Below are 21,975 nucleotides of genomic sequence, written 5' to 3' on the forward strand. Positions count from 1 at the left end.
TCTGTGCCCATCTCTACCGCCCGCAGGGGCCGTGTTCCATCTGATAGGCGACGAGTTTTAGGATATAGGCGCGGTCTAAATCTGAAACTTCTGCTGGAATGTTGCGCGCGATATCTTTGCCCTCGATTGCGTTGGCGTAGGCGTTGTAGAGAGCCTTTAGGTAGGATTTTGCTACAGCATCTGTCGCCGCTTCTTTTGCATAGGATACTCCAACCTTGCGCCATAATTCTGGATCACATTGCGTTTCTATTGCCGCCTTGGCCAGGGCCAACCTGCTCTTAGAATAGGCACTTGCCGCAACAAGGCCTTGATTCTCATACTGGGCCAGAAAAGCTGCATCCGGCACGAAGGCCTTGAAAACTGCGTAATCCTGTTTCGAGTTTATGTAATTCATGAAATTGCGTGTGATCTCTTCCCGCCGGTCGCAACTTCCCGTCATAACAAATGTGCTGCTGGAAAACGTACCTGATGAGGAGAAAAGGCCGACCTTGGGGTCTTCATTGGCGATAAACGACATCATTCCCGTCAGCAGCATACCCTCCATTCGATCCGCTCTGGTGCCAGGGTTTAAAGTTGTCGTAACGATGAAGGTGCAGTCTTTTACAGAATGTTTGGGATACCATTCAAAACTGAGGAACGCCCCCAAGGCGGTGTCGTTTCTTCGCGCGTCAGCAAACTCTGGAATGCTGAGGTAATACGGCGTGTCCGCTGTTTCAGCTTTTGCACCAGCGCCATTCAGCATAATGACCGCCAGTACGGCCAATATGGTTTTGCGAAATCCGTGTTGTGTCATCGTTTCGAACACTTTTGACTGATTTATTCTATTTTTCCACACGAGACTCTTTCACCCTGATTATGGATGTTAAATCGTTGCCTATTCCTACCCCCCGCAGGGACCATGTTCCATTTGATAGGTGACGAGCTTCATGACGTAATCCCGTTCGTCCTCTGGCAGTTTCGTCGAGATGGCGGGCTGGATATCCTGACCTTCAATCGCCATTGCATAAGCATTGTAAAGGGACAAAATGGCTTCAGATAATCGTGGCTCAGGTCCCTCCTTTGCCATGATGGCTCCAAATCGCCGCCACAGCGCCGGGTCACATTCGGCCTCAACCGCGGCCTTTTTGGCTGCAATCATATTTTCTGTGTAAGAGAAATAGTTGGTTAATTCAGTGTCGCTGTAGTTGGCCAAAACGGATTGGTTCGGCACAAAGGCAGTGATCACAACAAGGGGCTGCAGGTCGTTGAGATAGGTCTGCAGTTCAGCGACGATCTCCGCCCGTCGTTCACAATTGCCGGCAAAGACGACGAGGCGTTCTTCAAAGGTCCCGTCCAGATAAGACAGCCCCAGTTCACGATCGCGATATTCCGAGAAGGAAAATATGCCATTGAAAATCATTTCATCCGTATTGTCGCCGTTGATGCCACTTTCTTTCGTTACGCCGGGTGCAAGCGCCAAATTCATCTGAAAAACGCATTGCCGGATCGTGAATTGGGGATACCACTCAAATTTCATGTATGAGTCTACATTATGAGCGTACCGCCAGTTGATGTGCAGTTCCGGAATATCGGCGAAGGGGTTTTCATCGCTTTGGCCATGAACAGGTCTTGGCCATAGCAGCGCGACTACAGCGAAAGTTAGTGATATGCACATGAACCAGCGATTGGTTCGTAAAGAGGCAATTGCAATCATGCGGCTTTCCTTCGACGCCACCCTTAAAGGTTGATCTTTTTCTGATTTCTAACTTTCTTATCATGAAAGTAAGCCTTATTGAAGAGTGTCTTTTACAGTTGTTCTATGATCATTGTGTGAGAGAGGAACCTGGTTTCATGATTAAAGCATTGTATTCCAACCGAAAACTTACCGGTTTAGGGATAACTCTCTGTGTCGTCTTCTCTGGTTTATGTCTTATATTGGGGGCGGGACTGACATATGGGTTGGCTCTCAGCATTGATGGAATCCTAATTGAATATTCGTACCCCCGGACAAGGGAGCTAATTGTTGAAACGCTCTGGGACTTAACACCTTATATTATTGTTCTTTTTGGACTCGGGTTCTCGCTGGCCTTTTCAGCAGTTTACTGGGGTCGGACCCGAAAGGGTTGAACTTGTAATTTCCCCTGATCAAACAGTTCTTTGATTACCTCTTCTGGCGCTTTCGTTCAGGTTTCCGAGTGCGTCGGGGCGAAAAGAGAATCATGAAAATATAAATATTAACTATTTTTTATTGTAGAATAAAATTAACAACACAAATTCTTGAGAAAAATGGCTCGGCCCCTTGCAATTTCTCCTATGCAGTCTGTATATGGGCCTATCGACAGCATGGGTGACTTCGTGGATGGGGATTGATATTCTTGTATCCTGTCCTTGGGCGGAGCGCTGGAACGGAGTGGGTAGAATGGAAATGAAGCCGCAGACAATTCCTGGATCGGTCAATCTGGTGACCGTGGTGGATGTCCATCATTGGACCGAGACGCTGTTTTCCTTTCGGGTGACGCGGCCAGACAGCTTTCGCTTCCGCTCCGGTGAATTTGTGATGATCGGCCTGATGGTCAATGGCAAGCCGCTGTTGCGCGCCTATTCGGTGGCCAGCCCGGCCTGGGACCATGAATTGGACTTCTATTCGATCAAGGTTCAGGACGGCCCCCTGACCAGCCGCTTACAGAAAATCCAGGTGGGTGACGAAATCCTGTTGGGCAAGAAGCCGACGGGTACGCTGGTGCTGGATGCGCTGTTGCCGGGCAAGACGCTGTATTTGCTGTCGACCGGGACCGGCATTGCACCCTTTGCAAGTGTGATACGGGACCCCGACACCTATGAGCGGTTTGAGCGTGTGATCCTGACCCATACCTGCCGAACCGTGGCCGAATTGGCCTATGGCGAAAAACTGGTGGCCGATACGATCAACGATCCGCTGGTCGGGGAAATGGTGGATGGGCGCCTGATCCATTACACCAGCACAACCCGGGAAGATCATCCCCATACCGGTCGCATCACCGACCTGATTGAAAGCGGTAAATTGTTCACCGATTTGGGCCTGCCTGCTTTCAATCCAGACAATGACCGGGTGATGATCTGTGGCTCCATGGCGATGTTGAACGACACCAAGGCCGTGGTGGAAGCCGCCGGGCTGGAAGAAGGCTCCAACGCCAAGCCGGGCCAGTTCGTGATCGAAAAGGCGTTTGCCGGATAAATTAGTCTCGATGCGACCTTTGCGTCATCGGATGTCGTCTTAACCGCAAAATAAGTCGCGGGGGCGCGCTCGCTGTCGCCTCAATCCCCGTAGCACTATGTCTGTCCGTAACAGGGGGGCCGATGGGCGATCCTGGAATGCGAGACACCGCAATTCGCGCGACTTCACGCGCAATAGAACTTTTGAAAGGTGGGAATGAGCATGTCCGATATCGAAATCGCCCGGAAAGCCAAAATGAAACCGATCACAGAGATCGGCGCAAAACTGGGCATTCCTGCCGACCAATTGATGCAGTATGGCCCGAACAAGGCCAAGATGAGCTTTGACTATCTGGACTCCCTGAAAGGTAAGCCCGATGGCAAGTTGATCCTGGTGACCGCAATCTCCCCGACCCCGGCTGGGGAAGGTAAGACGACGACCACGGTTGGTCTGGGCGATGGCCTGAACCGCATTGGCAAGAAGGCGATGATCTGCCTGCGTGAACCCTCGCTGGGTCCATGCTTTGGGGTTAAGGGCGGTGCTGCTGGTGGTGGCTATGCCCAGGTCGTGCCGATGGAAGACATCAACCTGCATTTCACCGGTGACTTCCACGCTATCACGTCGGCCCATAACCTGTTGTCGGCCTTGATCGACAATCATATCTATTGGGGCAACTCCCTGGGCTTTGACGAGCGCCGTGTTGCCTGGCGTCGTGTGCTGGACATGAATGACCGCGCCCTGCGGGATATCGTCGTCTCCCTGGGCGGTGTCGCCAACGGGTTCCCGCGCCAGACCGGTTTTGACATCACGGTCGCGTCCGAAGTCATGGCAATTTTCTGCTTAGCCGATGGTCTGAAAGATCTGGAAGACCGCCTGGGCCGCATCGTGGTGGGCTATACCCGCGACCGCGCACCGATCCTGGCCCGTGATCTGAAGGCCGAAGGCCCGATGACGGTGCTGTTGAAAGACGCGCTGATGCCAAATCTGGTACAGACCCTGGAAAACAATGCGGCCTTCATCCATGGCGGCCCATTCGCCAATATCGCCCATGGCTGTAACTCCGTCTCTGCGACCAAGTCCGCCCTGAAAGTCGCCGATTATGTGGTGACGGAAGCCGGGTTTGGCGCCGATCTGGGTGCTGAGAAATTCTTCGACATCAAATGCCGCAAGGCGGGCTTGAAGCCCGAAGCTGTTGTCATTGTTTGCACCATCCGCGCGATGAAAATGCATGGCGGTGTGGCGAAAGATGGGTTGGGCGACGAGAATGTCGCGGCTGTAAACAAGGGCTTGGTCAATCTGGGTCGCCACATCAGCAACATCAAAAAGTTTGGTGTGCCTGCCGTGGTCGCGATCAACAAATTCATCAAAGACACCCCGGCGGAAATCGCAGCGGTTCAGGAATTTGCCAAAGCCAACGGCGTTGAAGCCATCCTGTGCGAACATTGGGGCAAAGGCTCAGAAGGCACCGAAGACCTGGCCAAGCATGTGGTTGGCCTGATCGATGGTGGCACGGCTAATTTTGCGCCGCTGTATCCAGATGAAATGCCCCTGTTCGATAAGATCAACACGATCTGCAAGGAAATCTATGGCGCTGCAGAAGCCACTGCCGATAAGAAGGTCCTGGATCAGTTGAAACAGTGGGAAGAAGATGGCTATGGCAATCTGCCGGTTTGTATGGCCAAGACGCAGTACAGCTTCTCCACCGATGCGACCCTACGCGGTGCGCCGTCCGGCCATATCGTGCCGGTTCGGGAAGTGCGCTTGTCAGCGGGTGCTGGCTTCATCGTCGCTATCTGTGGCGAAGTGATGACGATGCCGGGCCTGCCGCGCAAGCCGTCATCAGAAGTCATCAAGTTGAATGCTGAAGGCCAGATCGAAGGCCTGTTTTAAGATCTAAGCTTAAAGGCTTTTGAGTATAGCGGCGACCTGATCTTCTGTGGGATCGGTCGCCGCAATCTTTTGCCAGGTCATTTCGCCCCAGCCATTTCGGAATTGTTGGGCCACGACCTGTATCGTCGCATCGGACACATCGCCGGTCCGGCCCGCGACCCGGGCTGTAGCGGTGGCCTCATCCAGATCCAGCCAGATACCAATAAAGGGCACGCCCACCTTTCGGGCAATGGCTTCAATCCGCAGGCGGCTGTCTGGATGGGTGAAGGTGGCATCGGCGATTGTGCTGTGTCCTTGGGACAGGGCAAGCGCACAAAGCCGTTCCATCTCCGCATATGTTGCGATGCTGGCGGGTTCACGATACGCCCCAGGCGGCAATCGTTCTGTTTCGTCTTTCAGATTGAATAGGCGCTTGCGGATCGCATCGCTGCGCGCGATCAGGGCACCAGGGGCTGCCCCAATATGGGGACTGAGCAACCGGGCGATGGTGGATTTCCCGCTGCCAGATGGTCCGCCAACAGCGATCAGAACGGGCGGTTTGGTGGATAAATAGCCCAATGCCCGGTTCAAGTAATCACGCGCCGTGGCACGACGTGTTGCCGCCTTTTCAGCGGGGTCAAAGGCTGCGGCGGCATAGCCAACCTTGGCGCGAACCTGCGCGCGCATGGACAGGAACAGCGGCAACAGGCTCAGCCCCGCAATATCTGCGGGCCGCCGCTCCAGATATCGGTTGAACACGATGGCTGCCCCGTCCCGCCGATCATGCGCCCCCAGATCCATTAACAGGAAGGCAAGATCATACAGGACATCAATATGGGCATAAGCGTCGTTGAACTCGATACAGTCGAACAAGGCAGGCGCACCCTGCCAGCGACAGATATTGGCCAGATGCAGATCACCATGGCAATGGCGCACGGACCCGTCTGCCGCCCGTTGATCCAGCAGGGGGGACACCCGCTTTATCATGTCTGTAGCCGCCGATTTTAGCTGGTGGACAGTGTCTTGATCACAGGTCGGTTCTTGCGCCAGCATGGTCAGATTGCCAGAGAGTGTCTTGCCCAGTGGTATGGAGCCGCCAGCCCCTTTCAGGGCGGGTTCGGCATCGTGAAAATCTGCAATTGTCTCCGCCACCAGGCGCAATTCCGGATCGCTGGGCGGGACGTCGGCAAAGGTATTTTCAAATCGGGCCATTTCTATGACCGTGTCCAGGGTACCTGCCGGGTTCGTATCCAGATCAGACAAGGCCAATCCATCCGGACCATCAATGATGGCGCGGGTGCCGTGATAAAGCTCTGGGGCCGTGCGCCGGTTCAACCGAACTTCATTGCGACAGGCCGCCCGTCTCTTTTCTATTGTGGAAAAATCCATGAAGAAATATTCGACATCGCGCTTCAGCTTATAGGCGCGGTCGGACAGCAGAAATACAATGGCCCCATGGGTTTCTATCCGCTGGGGTGTTTCACCGCCATGGGTCGCCGGATCGGACAGGAAGGCGATAATATGGTCCTGTGTTTTTTCCGATCTGGTCATTACTCAACCCTCTTTGTTGCTGACACTGGCCTCTTCAAAGCTGGCCATGCCGCTGTGGCAGGCAACGGCAGATTTCACGATGGCCAGCGCTAGGGCTGCCCCGGATCCTTCACCCAGTCGCATGCCGAAATCCAGCACAGGACGCTTTCCCAAAACCTTGCAAAGCTTTGTATGGGCGGGTTCGGCGGATAGATGCCCGACGATGCAATGATCCAGGGCGTGATGATCCATTTGGAATAAGACGGCCGCTGCGACTGTGCAGGCATAGCCATCCAGGATGACCGGGACACGACCAATGCGGGCGGCGATGATCGCGCCGGTAATAGCGGCCAGTTCAAATCCCCCCATGCGGCGCATCGCATCGAACGGGTCCGTGGTCTGGGGCAGATGCAGGGTGACGGCCTGATCCACGGCGGCGATTTTGCGTGCCATGGCATCGCCGGTCACGCCGGTTCCGGGCCCGGTCCAGTCGGTTGCGGTGCCCCCAAACAGCGCATGCGCGACGGCGGCCGCTGCGGTCGAATTGCCAATACCCATTTCCCCCAGACACAGGCAGTCAATGCCTTCATCCACCGCCATCATGCCATAGGCCATGGCCGTGGCGCATTCTTCCTCTGTCATCGCGGGCCCCTGGGTGAAATCCTGGGTTGGGTTCTCCAGCGCCATTTCATAGACGCGCAATTCCGCATCATGGACGGCGCATAACTGATTGACTGCCGCACCGCCGCCTTGAAAATTTGCCACCATCTGGGCTGTGACATCGGCCGGATAGGCAGACACGCCCTTTGCTGTGACCCCATGGTTGCCGGCAAAAACAGCCACGCGGGGGCGGTCGATCCGGGGTGGGGTGCGGGCCTGCCAGACGGCGACCCATTCTGCCAGTGTCTCCAGACGGCCTAAAGATCCAGGAGGCTTGGTCAGAGTTGCTTCTCTGGCGCGGGCGGCGTCCCTGGCGGCGAAATCCGGACCGGGAAATGCAGCGATCAGCGACCTGATTTCATTAAGGTCTGCCCTTGGTTCTGTCTGGGGTTCCGCCTGTTGCTGTGGGTCATCGGTCATAGAAATCTCCTTGGCTGGCATCAGTCCGCGCTTGCGCGTATTCGCCCTTGGCATTAAGCCTTCGCACCATGACCGGCAAGACGGAAAATGGAAAGCCTGTGGGGCTGGGGGATCAGGTGCGGTTGCGCCTGGACCAGCTGTGCGTCGCGATTGGATTTATGACGCGCCTGCCGGTGCCGTATCGGACAGCCCCGGTGGCGCGGACTGTCTGGGCCTTTCCTTTTGCCGGCGCGTTGGTTGGTGTTCTATCCGGGGCAGTGCTGTGGGGAATGTTGGCGGTTGGATTATCGCCTTTGGTCGCGGCCTTTGCGGCCCTGGCAGCCAGTGCCCTTGTGACCGGTGCATTACATGAAGACGGCCTGGCTGATTGCGCCGATGGGTTTTGGGGTGGGCACACGCCAGAACGGCGCCTGGAAATCATGCGCGACAGCCGCAGCGGTGCCTATGGCGTGCTGACCCTTATTCTGGCAACAGGCATCAAGGCGATGCTGATTGCTGATCTTGTTGTTGGTTGGGGTCCTTATGCCGTCTGGTCTATGTTGGTTGCGGTTCACGCAATGGCGCGGTCGGCCCTGCCTTTGGCAATGATGCAATTTCCCATGGCGGCAAAGACCGGGCTGGCTGCACAGGTTGGCGCGCCGAATGGATCCACAGTCATTGCAGGCTTAATTCTGGCGACGTTTCTAGCCTGTTTTGTTCTGATCTTCATCCCGCTATGGATCCTGCCGGTTCTGATGGCGATATTATGTGGTGTCGCGATGTTGATGGGGGGATTGGCACGGTCAAAGCTGGGGGGCGTGAATGGGGACAGTTTGGGGGCGACAGAACAGATCAGCGAGATTACGTGCCTTATCGTACTGGCAATTATTTTAGGGACCTAAGGGGCAATAGGTATGGCGACGACAGTAACGCGATGGTGGTGGATCAGACACGCCCCGGTGACAGCCAATCAGGGACGGATATATGGCGGTGCGGACCTGCCCTGTGAAACCGATGATCCAGATCTGTATGCCGGGATTGCGGCGCTGTTGCCCAAGGATGCGGTGCTGGTAACCAGCAATCTGATGCGCACGCACCAGACGGCAGATGCGATCAAGGCAGCGGGATTAACCTTTCCAGAGCGATTGGAATATCCGGATCTGGCAGAGCAGAGTTTTGGCGACTGGCAGGGACAGCATTACGCCGATGTGGAAAAGGTCGACCCCCGTGTCGTGCATGATTTCTGGTTATGCCCCGCCCATTGCCGCCCGCCGGGTGGGGAGAGCTTTGTTGACCTGATCGCCCGGGTGGCGTGTGCGATTGAGGCAATTTCTGATGAAAATCCAGGCCGTGATGTTGTTGCGGTTGCACATGGGGGAACGATCCGTGCGGCCCTGGCCATTGCCTTGGGCCTGGACCCAGAACGCGCCCTGTCTTTCACCATTGATAATTGTTCCCTGACGCGCATTGACCGTATCGAAACCGGACCCGAAGACCCACAGCCGGGCAAGGGACAGTTAAGCTGGCGGACCGTCCTGGTGAATCGGCTGCCGGGAGAGCGCCCGCCGGGTGGAAAGCCACTGCGATGACACAGTCTGATCCCCCAAAAATCAGTTTTATTCTGGGCGGTGCCCGATCCGGCAAGACGCGCCGTGCGCTTTCTTTAGCGGAATCCAGCGGCAAAGCACCGGTCTATATCGCGACAGGTCAGGCCTTTGATGCCGAGATGCAGGATCGCATCGATCGGCACAAGGCAGAGCGCGGCCCCCATTGGCGCACGGTAGAAGCCCCCATCGACCTTGCCGCAGCGATCACCTTCAGTTCCAGCACAAAGACCATTCTGTTGATCGATTGTCTGACCCTGTGGCTCAGCAATCTGACATTTGCACAGCGGGACACAAGCGCGGAAACGCAAATTCTGATTCAGGCCTTGCAGGACGCAGCCGGACCTGTGCTTGTCGTCTCTAATGAAGTGGGACTGGGCATCGTGCCAGAAAATGCGCTGGCCCGTCGGTTCCGCGACGATCAGGGCCGACTGAATCAATCCATCGCTGCGGTCGCGGATCGTGTGGAATTTATCGCAGCTGGCCTTCCTCTGACGTTAAAAGGATAGAACTTTCTCATGGCAACACGCATCCCCGCTACGGTTATCACTGGCTTTCTGGGTGCAGGCAAAACCAGCCTGATCCGCCATATGATTGAAAACAATCGCGGCAAGCGCCTAGCATTCCTGATAAACGAATTTGGCGATTTGGGCATTGATCGCGAATTGCTGCTGGGCTGTGGCATAGAAGGCTGTGACGAGGATGATGTGGTGGAACTGTCCAATGGCTGCATCTGCTGTACCGTGGCCGATGACTTCCTGCCCGCGATTGAGGCGATCCTGGCGCGGCCCAATCCGCCCGATCATATTCTTATTGAAACGTCAGGCCTGGCCCTGCCAAAACCCCTGGTAAAGGCTTTCTCCTGGCCTGAGGTGAAGGCACGGATCACGGTCGATGGCGTTATCACCGTAGTCGACAGTAAGGCGTTTTCTGAAGGTCGTTTTGCCGATGATGAGGCTGCGGTTCAGGCCCAGCGGGAGGCGGATGAATCGCTTGATCACGATAATCCGTTGGAGGAAGTGTTCGAAGATCAATTGCTGTGTGCCGATATGGTTATTCTGAACAAGCTTGATCTGCTTGAGGATGGGGTCGCTGATCGCATTCAGGTCGAACTGGCGGCTCATATGCGCCCTGGTGTGCGGTTTGTTCATGCCAGAGAGGCCGCAGTCGATCCTGTCGTGATGCTGGGTCTGGATGCAAAGGCTGAGGATGATCTGGCCAATCGTCCCAGCCATCATGATGATCATGGCGATGGCGAAGATGATCACGACCATGATGATTTTGACAGCTTCACCCTGCGCCTTAGCAGCGTTGCGGATGCCGACGCATTGGAAGCGCGCATCCTGAAAGCGGTCGGCGATCATGATATCTTGCGCGTAAAAGGCTTCCTGGATCGCCCCGGCGTCGCCCGCCGCGAAGTGGTTCAGGCCGTCGGACCGCGCCTGCGCCGCTATTTTGATCGCGCCTGGCGACCCGATGAAACCCGTCAGTCAGAATTGGTGATCATTGGCCTGAAAGGCCTGGACCAGGACGCAATTTCACGGGCGATCCTGGGTTAGGGCGCTGGACATTGGGGCATTCTGGCGTCTATTACGCGATGATCTTATCGGTCATTTGCGCCAGATTTGCCCCGATATCTTTCAACTGCTTTTCGCGGTCGGGATCGTTGATCGAACCGTCGTTATTAAACAGTTTCGTAGCACCCGATACGGCCAACTGCTTGGGCAGGACATGGACCCCGATATTGCCCAGAATGGCGCGCACATGAACCAGCCCACGCAATCCCCCTAAAGCGCCGCCCGATGCGGAAATCAGGGAGGCTGTCTTGTCATTGAAGAAACGCAATCCTGATCCGTCCTGATCGGGGCGTGACACCCAATCAATGGTGTTTTTCAGCAAGGGAGTGATGGAACTGTTATATTCCGGACAGGCCAGCAGCAGACCATGATTCTCCGCAAACAGGGCGCGAAGCCCCCTTGCCTTGGCCGGAATACCTTCTGCCGCTTCCAGGTCTTCGTCCATGATCGGCAGCGGATATTCGCGTAAATCTATCACCGTGACCTCCGCCCCGGCCTCCTGGGCGCCTTGTACGGCAACGGCAAGGATCTTCTTGTTCAGGGATTCCTTTTTGGCACTGCCGGCAAAGGCTAGGATTTTTGGCTTGGTCATTGGGATGCTCCTTATGGTGAAAAACAGCCTTGAATCCTTACATAGGATGCTGCAGTGCGGTGACAACTGGTGTGGTGCGCGATTATTGCGGCGCTCCGGGCCGCCTCGCCTTCCTCTCGCGATGCCCCGCATCGCTTCGCGAAACGCTCCTAACCGGAGCGCAGCAAACAACGTCCTGGTTGACCCCAAATAACCGCGCACCACACTAAACCTTGCTGGACGGATGGCCTGCGCTCGGCTACAAGCCGCGCAAAGTATATACCTGAAAGAGGATTTCAATGCGACTCGGCATTCTAGAAGCCGGGCGGCCGCCTGCGCCGCTTGATGAAAAACATGGGACCTATCCGGGCATGTTTCAGGATTTGCTGCGTTCGCATCTGCCGGACGGCTCAGAAGTCATTGGCTATCCGGTCATAGAAGACGGCTTTCCCCGAACTGTGACCGAATGTGATGCCTGGCTGATCACCGGCAGCGCCTATGGCGTTTATGATGATGTCCCCTTTATTGGGCGGCTGATTGATTTCATTCAGGATGCCCATAAGGCCGGTGTGCCGATGGTTGGCATTTGCTTTGGCCACCAGATCATTGCCCAGGCCCTTGGTGGTCAGGCGGGTAAGTCAGAGAAAGGCTGGGGCGTTGGCGCGCACAGCTATACCATCCGGCAGGCACCGTCCTGGATGGGGAATGCCTCTGTGAATGATAACTTTGACACCTATGTCTCGCATCAGGATCAGGTGACGGCAGTGCCACCTGGCGCGACAGTTCTGGCCAGCAGTGATTTCTGCAACAACGCCATGCTGGCGATTGGCGACAAGATTTTGACCCTGCAAAGCCATCCGGAAATGCCCAGTGCCTATGTTGGGGACCTTTATGATGTGCGCCGGGCGCGGATCGGTGAGGAAAAAGTCAATGCGGCATTAACCACTGTTGCAAAGACCTCCCTCGCACCCGATGCCGACCGCGTTGCCACCTGGATCGGTGCCTTTTTGACCCAAGCCCTTGAAAGTTGAGATTTGAAAATGGACCTGCGGAATATCGCGATTATCGCCCACGTTGACCATGGGAAAACCACCCTGGTGGACAAGTTGTTGACCCAATCCGGGGCGGTACAGACGCACAGTGCGCTGACAGATCGCGCCATGGATTCCAATGAATTGGAAAAGGAACGCGGGATCACGATCCTGGCGAAATGTACCTCTGTCGAATGGCAGGGCACGCGCATCAATATCGTCGACACCCCCGGCCACGCCGATTTCGGGGGCGAGGTGGAGCGTATCCTGTCTATGGTTGACGGGGTGGTTCTATTGGTTGATGCCGCCGAAGGGCCGATGCCGCAAACCAAGTTTGTGCTGATCAAGGCGTTGGACCTGGGCCTGAAACCGATCGTGCTGATCAACAAGGTCGACAAGCCTGACGCCCGCCCGGACTGGGTGATCGATCAGGTGTTCGACTTGTTCGTTGCCCTGGATGCCTCTGACGAGCAATTGGATTTCCCGGTTCTCTACGCCTCTGCCAAGCAGGGTTGGGCGGCTGAGACACTGGAAGAAGACCGAACAGATATGACGCCGCTGTTCAACCGTGTGCTGGCCCATGTTGCCCCACCGGTCGCAGACCCGGATGGTCCCTTCAAAATGCTGGTGACGACCCTGGAAAGCGATCCCTATTTGGGGCGTATTCTGACCGGGCGTATTCTGTCTGGGACCATTACCGTAAACCGCACGGTTAAAGGGCTGGGCAGAAACGGCAAGCCAGTGGAACAGGCGCGTCTGACCAAGTTGCTGGCTTTCCGGGGCCTGAAGCGCGAACCGGTCGATAGCGCCATGGCGGGCGATATTGTCGCCGTCGCCGGTTTGGGTAAGACCACGGTCGCCGATACGATCTGCGATCCGGCTGTGGAGGAACCGATTCCCGCCCGCCCGATTTCACCGCCAACCATGGCGATGACTGTATCGGTGAATGACAGCCCCTTGGCAGGTCGCGAAGGGGACAAGCTGACCGGTCGCATGATCGGGGATCGTCTGATCCGTGAGGCTGAAGGCAATGTCGCGATCAAACTGACGGAAAGCGCAGAGAAGGATGCCTTCGAAGTTGCCGGTCGCGGTGAATTGCAGTTAGGCGTGCTGCTGGAGCAGTTGCGCCGCGAAGGCTTTGAAATGACCGTCGGGCCGCCCCGCGTGCTGTATCGTGAAGACGAAAACGGCAAGCGCCTGGAGCCGATGGAAGAAGCCCAGATCGACGTGGATGAAGAGTTTTCCGGCGTCGTGGTTGAAAAGATGGGTCTGCGCAAAGGTGAAATGACCGAAATGCGCCCATCCGGTGGCGGCAAGACGCGGATCGTCTTTGACATCCCGTCTCGCGGTTTGATCGGCTATCAGGGCGAGTTTCTGGCAGATACGCGCGGCACCGGCATTCTGTCGCGCTTGTTTAAGGGCTTTGCGCCCCATAAGGGTCCGATCCCAGGTCGTCGCGAAGGGGTGCTGATTTCTGCGGAACAAGGCTCTGCAGCACCCTATGCCCTGACCAATCTGGAAGGCCGTGGTGCCTTGTTCGTTGATCCAGGTGATCCTGTCTATGTCGGCATGTTGATCGGGGAGCATAACAAGGGCAATGACCTTGAAGTGAACCCGATCAAGGCAAAGCAGCTGACCAACTTCCGCGCATCTGGCAAGGAAGATACCGTCAAACTGACCCCGCCGATCCGTCGCACGCTGGAAGAAGCTTTGGCTTATATCCAGGATGATGAACGGGTGGAAGTCACACCGGAATCCATCCGTCTGCGCAAAGCGATCCTGGATCCCAACGAGCGTAAGAAAGACAAGCGCCGCCGCGAGTCCTAAGTCTGTTTTGATCCCCTCCCCCGCATTGGGGGAGGGGGCCACTAAGCCACACTTACTTTGTCACCCGACCCTTTGGGATCACCTCATATCCTGGCTCCTCTGGCTCGTCGTCCAGTATTTCCGCAGGGAAACCGGGTGCCAGGACTTTGATGTTACAGGCATCTTCCAGCCGGCGGATGATATTGGGTGACCATTCCCGCGGGCCATAGCGGCGCTGGCCGTCTTCAAAGATTTCAATCATCTTCGGGTTCAACTCCAGGGGCACGCCGGCGCGATCCGCGATGGTCTGGAACAGGCCGATATCTTTCAGCACCAGATCCATGGTGAAGCTGATATCGCGGCTGCCATTCAGGATGACCTGACTTTCGGTTTCATGGACGAAGGAATTGCCCGACGAAATCTTAATCGCCTCATAGGCGGTGCCCAAATCCATGCCCGCTGCCTTCGCCGTGGTCAGGGCCTCTGTCAGGCTGATCAGGTTGGCGGTGGCCAGATAATTGGTGATGACTTTCAGGACGGATGCACTGCCCAGAGGGCCGGTATGCAGCACACGGCGTCCCAGAACGGTCAGAACCGGCAGCATGCGGTCAAAGGCAGCGCGGTCACAGCCTGCCAGAATGGCGATATTGCCCGTGGCGGCACGATGGCATCCACCGCTGACTGGGCAATCAATCGGCTCTGCACCCTTTGCCTTGACCATCGCGCCCAGGCGTTTGACCTCGGCTTCGTCTGTCGTGCTCATTTCCGCCCAGATCTTGCCTGCGCTCAGGCCTGCCAGGACGCCGTCTTCTGCCTCCAGCACTGCCGCACTGGCGGCAGGGGAGGGCAGGCAGGTGATGGTGATATCACACGCCTCTGCCATAGCCTTGGGGCTTGCGGCAGCCTTGGCCCCCTTTTCTACAAAGGTTGCGACCAGCGCGTCGTTTAGATCGCGCACCATCACATCCTTGCCATTGCGCAACAGGCTGCCGGCCAGTTTACCCCCGACATTGCCCAGACCGATAAAACCAATTTTCATGCTTGTTCCCTTGTGTTGTAGCGCGGCAATTGTGTTACGCGCGCGGTGCCGATACGCGATCAGGGTTTCACGAAATTCGGCCGATGCATACCGATTGTTTCTTTTTTCAGGGCCGGGATTGCGCAGAAATTTTCACCTGTCCATAGTTGAAATCAACCATTCAAAGAACAGGGAACACCATCATGGCAGGTTTGGCGGAATCCGTTTTACAGGCATTGAAGGACCGTGGGGCGGGGGAGGTTTTCGGTATACCCGGCGATTTCGCGTTGCCCTTTTTTAAGATCATTGAAAGCAGTGATATTTTGCCGCTCTATACACTCAGCCACGAGCCGGGGATTGGCTTTGCAGCCGATGGAGCCGCGCGGTTCACCAGCGGGCTTTCGGTCGCTTGTGTGACCTATGGGGCCGGGGCATTGAATATGATCAATCCGGTTGCCCAGGCCTATGCAGAAAAGACGCCGATGGTAATCATTTCCGGCGCACCCGGTAAGGCTGAAGGGCAGCGTGGCCTGTTGCTGCATCATCAGGTCAAGCGATTGGATTCCCAATGGCAGATTTTCAAGGAACTGACCTGTGATCAGGCGCGATTGGATGACCCCGCCACAGCGGCACAGGATATTGCCCGTGTCCTGGATCGTTGCCTGCATGATTCTCGTCCCGTCTATTTGGAAATTCCTCGTGACATGGTGCTGACTGAGATTGGGGAGGTTCCTGTCTTCACACCGGCACAGGGCAATCCGGAAGCCGCACAATCAGCCGCCCGGGAAGTGCTGATGCGATTGGCGGCGGCGGACAATCCGGTACTGATGGTGGGCGTTGAGGCAAAACGCTATGGCTTGGAAGCCCAGGTTACCACGCTGGCGCAGAAGCTGCGTATCCCTGTCACCACCAGTTTTATGAGCCGGGGATTGTTGGCGGGACAGGATGTTCCTTTGGTCGGCACGTATCTGGGCGCAGCCGGGAAACCTGAAGTCAGTGATCTTGTCGAAGGGTCTGATTGTTTGCTGATGCTGGGCGTGATTGTCAGCGATACGAATTTCGGTGTGTCGGGTGGCAAGATCGATATGAGGAATGCCATCCACGCCTTCGATGGTCAGGTCCGGGTTGGCTTGCATTTCTATCCAGACGTCTTGTTGGAAGATTTTCTGGACGCGTTGATTGCGGAGGCGAAACCATTGGGTCAGGCAGAACATCGCGCGGATTCGTCCAGTCTTGGGCCCTTGCAGGTCGATGGGGAGCCGATCCACCCGATGGATATTGCCCGGGGCATCAATGAACTTTTTGCCCGTCACGGGGTGATGCCAATGACGTCCGATATGGGAGACTGCCTTTTTACCGCGATGGATATCGATAATACGGAACTGGCAGCACCGGGCTATTACGCCAGCATGGGATTTGGCGTGCCGGGCGGTTTGGGGGTACAGGCGGCAACCGGACGTCGGCCTTTGATTCTGGTAGGCGACGGAGCATTTCAGATGACCGGCTGGGAAATTGGGAATTGCCGCAAATATGGCTGGAACCCGATTGTTGTGCTGTTCAACAATACCAGTTGGGAAATGTTGCGCGTGTTTCAGCCCGGCCCGGCCTATCACGATCTGCCCGATTGGCATTATGCGGCCCTGGCGGATGGGTTGGGCGGGCGCGGCCATAGGGCTAGTACCCGCGCAGAACTGGCTGCAGCGCTGGAAGCCGCTTTTGCTGATGACAGTCAATTTCAACTGGTTGAGGTGATGTTGCCGCGTGGGGCGATCTCTGACACGCTGCATCGGTTCGTCACCGTGATCCGGGAATTGTCGTCTCTGGCGCAAGATGGATAGTGTTCTATGACCAAATCAGTTCAGGTTCGGATTGAGGGCAAGGTCCAAGGTGTCTGGTTTCGCGCCTGGACTGAAAAGCAGGCGCGTGCTCTGGCGCTGAAGGGCTGGGTGCGCAATTGCCCTGATGGCAGTGTTCAGGCGCTGTTCAGTGGTCCCGCGGCGGCGGTTGATCAAATGGTGGCCGCCTGTCACGACGGGCCCCCCAATGCGCAGGTGACATCGGTCACGCCGCATCCTGCCCAGGCACCCGATCAGGATGGGTTTCAGATCCGTCGGGATGGGTGATGATGGAATAGCGGTAATTTCCTGTATTCGCGATTTTACAGTATTCACCAGAAAAGAGCTTTGGGATAGGCAGAATGAACAGGAATATTTATTTGGCAGTGCAGTAAATTTTAGTGTGCAGCGCAATACACGATGTGAGATATATAGAATTCGGTGGTTTGCGTCGCAAATATGTCGCAGATTGGCGATTTCTATCATGATTTTTCTTTAGGCTTTACTGTAAGTCCTGTGCGACGATCCGCAATTGCAGTGTCTTCGCCCAGAACGGCCATTAACCAAATGACCCCGAATGGGGCTGGTATCATTGGGAAGGTCGATACAATGAGCGATGAACCAAAGCAAAATCAGGATCACCCCTGTAAAGGGCCTCATCCGACCGATTGACTGTGTTTGGATCGTTTAAAGCCGCGTTCCAATCGGTCCAAAGACTTCCGCAAAGGCGGTTTCCAGCGCGATATCCAAATCGGGCAACCCTACCGGCAGGCCTAAATCCACCAGCGACGTGACGCCCAGATTCTGGTCTGCGATGCCGCAGGGCACGATGCCGTCGAAATGGCTGAGATCCGGCTCCACATTGATCGATATCCCGTGGAAGGTGACCCAATGGCGCACCCGCACACCGATGGCGGCGATTTTGTCCTCACGTCCCTTGCCTCGGTCGACCCAGATCCCGACGCGGCCCTCACGGCGCTCTCCCACAACATTGAAATGGGCCAGGGCGCGGATCACCCATTCTTCCAGGTCGTGCACGTAACAGCGCACATCCGCGCCGCGCTCTTTCAGGTTCAACATAGCATAGGCGATGCGCTGGCCTGGCCCATGATAGGTATATTGCCCGCCCCGCCCGGTCTTATGCACGGGAAAGCGCGCGGGCGTCAGCAGGTCTTGCACCTTCGCGCTGGTGCCAGCGGTATAGAGCGGGGGATGCTCCAACAACCAGATCTGCTCTGGCGCGGTACCGGCATGAATGGCGGCAACGCGGGCTTCCATCTCTGCCACGGCGGTGTCATAGGCCACGGGTTCCGCACTGACGCGCCAATCCGGTCGTGCGGTTTCGGACCAGCGGTCCGGGGAACAGGATTTGTCGGGGGTGGCGCTTAAATCCATATCGGGTCGAATTCCTTTGCACACAGCCATCGCCCCGCTTGATCGGGGGCCGGTGATTGGCTATACCATCGCGCACTCGCGGGCAAAAGCCCCCGAGCATGGCATGGTGTGCGGTCGTGGCGGAATTGGTAGACGCGCAGCGTTGAGGTCGCTGTCCGGTAACACGGGTGGAAGTTCGAGTCTTCTCGACCGCACCATTGCTTTTCGATTAGTCGATATATCAGGAACTTAGGTGTGTGAGGCGCATTTTAGCCCACCCCTTGTTCCACCTTTATCTTTCGGTGATACACTATCGTTCTATGGGTTAGGCCTAGTTGCAAAGCCCTTGATTCGCCGCCAGTTAGTATCTCAATCAAGAGACGGCCCAAACTATTGGACGGTTACCTTTTCTCCTAGTAGCCGATATAGCACCTTTGTTCGCACGAATAATCAATTTCAGCTTTGCTCTTCAGATTTCAGTTTCTCTAGATCAAGACGTTGACAGGTTCCGAAAATGGAACTATTAAGTTCCAATAACGGAACTAAATCTTTTAGGGCGCGCTTAGATACAGAAAACGGGAGTGGGAATTATCATGGATGCCAAATTTGCAGTCGTTTGCTCATACCTTGGAATATCCGCACGCGATCTCGCTGAGATTGGCAAGTTCTCAGACAGGTTCGCACGCGATCTTCTGGCAGGCCGTAAGCCATTCCCTGAGAGCGTCCAGAGTGAGCTTCAAGAGTTACACCGATACACATCAATGATACATGAAGCGATGTATAAGGATGTAGTGGCTGGCGAACCGACCATTTACATTTATCGTACTATTCATCAGCTACGGCATTCTCCGGTCGCTCGTGTATGGCCTAAACCATATCTCGGCCCATACCGCGTGGCGGCCTACCAAGTTATGGAGAGGTGTATCCGGGAAGGGCACAAAGTCCATCTGGTATTCGCGGAAACGCCTAGGGTGTCAGGTGATTGATATGCATTGACAGACAGCATCATGGAGGGTTGGCATCTTCAAATCGTCTCGACCGCACCATGTCTTGATTTAGGGGTTTCTGAACATTTCTGTTCAAAGAGATTTTCCACCAGCCCCCTTTCCCCTGCTGTAATTTTGGATAAGATGCTGGCATGACCGCATTTATAGCGGGGTGGCCGGTGTCTGGGACTGTGCGTTGCACGGTTCAATCACGTAATTCAGGGGGATAGATACTCATGGCGAAAAATTTCGACCAGGAGGCGTTGGCATATCATCGTATGTCACCTGCCGGGAAACTGGCGGTTGTCGCAACCAAACCGCTGGCGACACAGCGCGATCTCAGCCTGGCCTATTCCCCCGGTGTGGCCGCTGCCTGTCGTGAGATTGAGCGTGACCCGGTTGAGGCCGCCTATCTGACGGCGCGTGCCAATCTGGTGGGCGTGATCACCAATGGGACCGCCGTGCTGGGCCTGGGGGCGATTGGTGCCTTGGCATCCAAGCCGGTGATGGAAGGTAAGGCCGTCCTGTTCAAGAAATTCGCCGGTATCGATGTGTTTGATATCGAGGTCGATGAGACCGATCCGGACAAATTCTGTGCCGTTGTCTCCGCCCTGGAGCCAACCTTTGGCGGCATCAATCTGGAAGACATCAAGGCCCCGGAATGCTTTGAAATCGAGAAGCGCTTGCGCGCGAAGATGAAAATTCCGGTTTTTCATGATGACCAGCATGGGACCGCGATCATTGTCGCTGCGGCGGTTTTGAATGGCTTGGAACTGTTGGGCGAGAAGTTTGAAGATATCAAGATCGTAACGTCTGGCGCGGGGGCTGCGGCGCTGGCCTGTTTGTCGATGTTGGTCGCGATGGGCGCGAAGCGGGAGAATATCTGGGTCACCGATATTGACGGCCTGGTCTATGAAGGCCGGGAGCAGATGGACGAATATAAAGGCATTTATGCCAAACAAACCAATATGCGCACCCTGGATGATGTGATCGACGGGGCGGATGTCTTTCTGGGCCTGTCTGCCCCCAATGTCCTGAAGCCTGAAATGGTCAAGCGCATGGGCAAAGCGCCCATCATCCTGGCGCTGGCCAATCCGAATCCTGAAATCCTGCCCGAAGATGCGATGGAGGCCCGCCCGGATGCCATCGTTGCGACGGGTCGGTCGGATTATCCCAATCAGGTCAATAATGTGCTGTGCTTCCCTTTTATCTTCCGGGGGGCATTGGATGTTGGGGCGACCACGATCAATGAGGAAATGAAGGTTGCTGCGGTCAAAGCCATCGCCGCCCTGGCGCGTCGCGAAGTTTCCGAGGTTGTTGCCAAGGCCTATGGCAGTTCCGGTGGGTTCGGGCGGGATCACCTGATTCCCAAACCGTTTGATCCACGGTTGATTTTGGAAATTGCCCCCGCCGTTGCGCGGGCTGCAATGGAGTCTGGTGTGGCGACACGCCCGATTGAGGATTTCGAAGCCTATAATGCGCGGCTGGAATCTTTCGTCTATCGCTCCGGCACCGTGATGAAGCCGATCATTGATCGTGCGGTCGCGGATCCCCGTCGCGTTGTTTATGCGGAAGGGGAAGAGGAGCGGGTGCTGCGCGCGGTACAGATCGTCGTTGATGACGGTATCGCCCATCCGATCCTGATCGGCCGTCGAAAAGTTATTGAGCAACGGATTGAACGCCTGGGCCTGCGGCTGGTGATTGATCGGGATTTTGAATTATGTGATCCCGAAGATGATCCACGCTATAAGGAATACTGGACATTGTATCATGAGTTGACCGGTCGGCAGGGTGTTTCGCCAGAGCTTGCGCGGGAAGTCGTGCGCACACGGACCACGGTGATCGGGTCGCTAATGGTGCGTCTGGGACAGGCCGATGCGCTGATCTGTGGGACGATGGGACGATTCCGCGATCATCTGAAACATGTCCGCCGTGTGATTGGTGTGCGCAGCGGGGCGCGGGACTTCTCTACCCTAAATATGTTGATCCTGAACAAGGGGATATTTTTCTTCTGCGATACCCATGTCAGTTTCGACCCCACCGTTGAGGAACTGGTCGAAATGGCGATCCTGGCGGCGGAAGAGGTGCGCCGCTTTGGCATCGAGCCGAAGATCGCCATGCTGTCCCATGCTAATTTTGGCAGTTCGGATTCCCCCTCTTCAATTAAAATGCGCCAGGCGGTTGCCATTCTGCAGCGCGAGACCGATTTAGAAGTAGAAGGTGAAATGCATGCCGACACCGCGTTGGATGAAACGCTGCGCGCAACCTTGATGCCGGAAAACAAACTGACCGGCTCGGCGAATTTGATGATTATGCCGACGCTGGATGCGGCGAATATAGCGTATAATGCGGTGAAAATGCTGGGAGACGGGCTGTCCGTTGGGCCGATTATGATTGGATCGGCGCGCCCGGTGCATATTCTGACAACCTCGCTGACAGCGCGGGGCATTGTGAATATGACGGCTGTTGCTGTTGTGGATGCGCAAATGGAAACACGCACCTCGGAAAAGAGGGCCTGAAGTACTGAAACAGGGATTCTGACT

18 protein-coding genes and 1 tRNA gene are annotated in these 21,975 nt (G+C 55.9%); 12 read left to right on the forward strand and 7 right to left on the reverse strand.

Annotated features, from left to right (window positions below; all coding sequences use genetic code 11):
• Positions 1–13 precede the first annotated feature (13 nt).
• Both ACOSDM_RS17095 and ACOSDM_RS17100 read right to left on the reverse strand, forming a co-directional pair.
• Positions 14–742 carry a hypothetical protein gene (locus ACOSDM_RS17095; RefSeq protein WP_420725770.1) on the reverse strand — a complete coding sequence of 243 codons (729 nt, stop codon included), beginning with the start codon at positions 740–742 and terminating at the stop codon, positions 14–16.
• 138 nt (positions 743–880) lie between these two features.
• Positions 881–1,693 carry a hypothetical protein gene (locus tag ACOSDM_RS17100; protein ID WP_420725771.1) on the reverse strand — a complete coding sequence of 271 codons (813 nt, stop codon included), beginning with the start codon at positions 1,691–1,693 and terminating at the stop codon, positions 881–883.
• 711 nt (positions 1,694–2,404) lie between these two features.
• On the opposite strand from ACOSDM_RS17100, the gene ACOSDM_RS17105 reads away from it, so the two are divergent.
• The gene (locus ACOSDM_RS17105; RefSeq protein WP_420725810.1) at positions 2,405–3,193 is read left to right on the forward strand and encodes a ferredoxin--NADP reductase; all 789 of its coding nucleotides are present in this window, start codon (positions 2,405–2,407) and stop codon (positions 3,191–3,193) included.
• Between the two features lie 195 nt (positions 3,194–3,388).
• Positions 3,389–5,062: a formate--tetrahydrofolate ligase gene (locus ACOSDM_RS17110; protein WP_420725772.1), complete on the forward strand. Its 1,674-nt coding sequence runs from the start codon at positions 3,389–3,391 to the stop codon at positions 5,060–5,062.
• A gap of 9 nt (positions 5,063–5,071) precedes the next feature.
• On the opposite strand, the gene ACOSDM_RS17115 is transcribed toward ACOSDM_RS17110, so the two are convergent.
• Both ACOSDM_RS17115 and cobT read right to left on the reverse strand, forming a co-directional pair.
• Entirely contained in the window at positions 5,072–6,592 is a 1,521-nt protein-coding gene (locus ACOSDM_RS17115; protein WP_420725773.1) for an AAA family ATPase, read from the reverse strand.
• A gap of 3 nt (positions 6,593–6,595) precedes the next feature.
• A complete protein-coding gene (cobT, locus tag ACOSDM_RS17120) occupies positions 6,596–7,651 on the reverse strand; it encodes a nicotinate-nucleotide--dimethylbenzimidazole phosphoribosyltransferase (protein WP_420725774.1) in 1,056 nt (351 codons plus the stop codon).
• Positions 7,652–7,719: 68 nt separating this feature from the next.
• Here cobT and cobS point away from each other — a divergent pair, with 68 nt between their 5' ends.
• Genes cobS through cobW form a run of 4 tightly spaced genes read left to right on the forward strand, consistent with a single transcriptional unit; the run spans position 7,720 to position 10,793 of the window.
• Positions 7,720–8,532, forward strand: coding sequence for an adenosylcobinamide-GDP ribazoletransferase (cobS, locus tag ACOSDM_RS17125; RefSeq protein ID WP_420725775.1), 813 nt, complete (start codon positions 7,720–7,722; stop codon positions 8,530–8,532).
• A 12-nt stretch (positions 8,533–8,544) separates the two neighbouring features.
• On the forward strand, positions 8,545–9,219 hold the full coding sequence (locus tag ACOSDM_RS17130) for a histidine phosphatase family protein (RefSeq protein ID WP_420725776.1): 675 nt from the start codon (positions 8,545–8,547) through the stop codon (positions 9,217–9,219).
• Entirely contained in the window at positions 9,216–9,743 is a 528-nt protein-coding gene (gene cobU / locus ACOSDM_RS17135) for a bifunctional adenosylcobinamide kinase/adenosylcobinamide-phosphate guanylyltransferase (RefSeq protein WP_420725777.1), read from the forward strand. The genes ACOSDM_RS17130 and cobU overlap by 4 nt, the downstream gene beginning before the upstream one ends.
• A 9-nt stretch (positions 9,744–9,752) precedes the next feature.
• A complete protein-coding gene (cobW, locus tag ACOSDM_RS17140) occupies positions 9,753–10,793 on the forward strand; it encodes a cobalamin biosynthesis protein CobW (protein WP_420725778.1) in 1,041 nt (346 codons plus the stop codon).
• A gap of 31 nt (positions 10,794–10,824) precedes the next feature.
• Here the strand turns inward: cobW and ACOSDM_RS17145 are convergent, their stop codons facing one another.
• Positions 10,825–11,403: an NADPH-dependent FMN reductase gene (locus ACOSDM_RS17145; protein WP_420725779.1), complete on the reverse strand. Its 579-nt coding sequence runs from the start codon at positions 11,401–11,403 to the stop codon at positions 10,825–10,827.
• A 278-nt stretch (positions 11,404–11,681) separates the two neighbouring features.
• Here ACOSDM_RS17145 and ACOSDM_RS17150 point away from each other — a divergent pair, with 278 nt between their 5' ends.
• Together ACOSDM_RS17150 and typA are read left to right on the forward strand one after the other, a co-directional pair.
• Complete coding sequence (locus tag ACOSDM_RS17150) at positions 11,682–12,413, forward strand: type 1 glutamine amidotransferase (protein WP_420725780.1); 732 nt, start codon at positions 11,682–11,684, stop codon at positions 12,411–12,413.
• Positions 12,414–12,422: 9 nt separating this feature from the next.
• Positions 12,423–14,240 (forward strand): translational GTPase TypA, encoded by a 1,818-nt coding sequence (gene typA, locus ACOSDM_RS17155; RefSeq protein ID WP_420725781.1) that lies wholly within the window; start codon positions 12,423–12,425, stop codon positions 14,238–14,240.
• A 52-nt stretch (positions 14,241–14,292) separates the two neighbouring features.
• On the opposite strand, the gene ACOSDM_RS17160 is transcribed toward typA, so the two are convergent.
• Positions 14,293–15,258 carry an NAD(P)-dependent oxidoreductase gene (locus ACOSDM_RS17160; RefSeq protein WP_420725782.1) on the reverse strand — a complete coding sequence of 322 codons (966 nt, stop codon included), beginning with the start codon at positions 15,256–15,258 and terminating at the stop codon, positions 14,293–14,295.
• 182 nt (positions 15,259–15,440) lie between these two features.
• Here ACOSDM_RS17160 and ipdC point away from each other — a divergent pair, with 182 nt between their 5' ends.
• On the forward strand, positions 15,441–17,075 hold the full coding sequence (gene ipdC / locus ACOSDM_RS17165; protein ID WP_420725783.1) for an indolepyruvate/phenylpyruvate decarboxylase: 1,635 nt from the start codon (positions 15,441–15,443) through the stop codon (positions 17,073–17,075).
• Positions 17,076–17,081: 6 nt separating this feature from the next.
• Positions 17,082–17,360: an acylphosphatase gene (locus ACOSDM_RS17170; protein WP_420725784.1), complete on the forward strand. Its 279-nt coding sequence runs from the start codon at positions 17,082–17,084 to the stop codon at positions 17,358–17,360.
• A 399-nt stretch (positions 17,361–17,759) separates the two neighbouring features.
• Here ACOSDM_RS17170 and lipB read toward each other — a convergent pair whose 3' ends face one another.
• A complete protein-coding gene (gene lipB / locus ACOSDM_RS17175; RefSeq protein WP_420725785.1) occupies positions 17,760–18,467 on the reverse strand; it encodes a lipoyl(octanoyl) transferase LipB in 708 nt (235 codons plus the stop codon).
• A 110-nt stretch (positions 18,468–18,577) separates the two neighbouring features.
• On the opposite strand from lipB, the gene ACOSDM_RS17180 reads away from it, so the two are divergent.
• Both ACOSDM_RS17180 and ACOSDM_RS17185 read left to right on the forward strand, forming a co-directional pair.
• Positions 18,578–18,664 (forward strand) — tRNA-Leu (locus ACOSDM_RS17180).
• 1,004 nt (positions 18,665–19,668) lie between these two features.
• A complete protein-coding gene (locus tag ACOSDM_RS17185; protein WP_420725786.1) occupies positions 19,669–21,951 on the forward strand; it encodes an NADP-dependent malic enzyme in 2,283 nt (760 codons plus the stop codon).
• Positions 21,952–21,975 lie beyond the last annotated feature (24 nt).

It is taken from the genome of Hwanghaeella sp. LZ110, assembly GCF_048892525.1.
Classification (GTDB): Bacteria; Pseudomonadota; Alphaproteobacteria; order UBA8366; family Aestuariispiraceae; genus Pacificispira.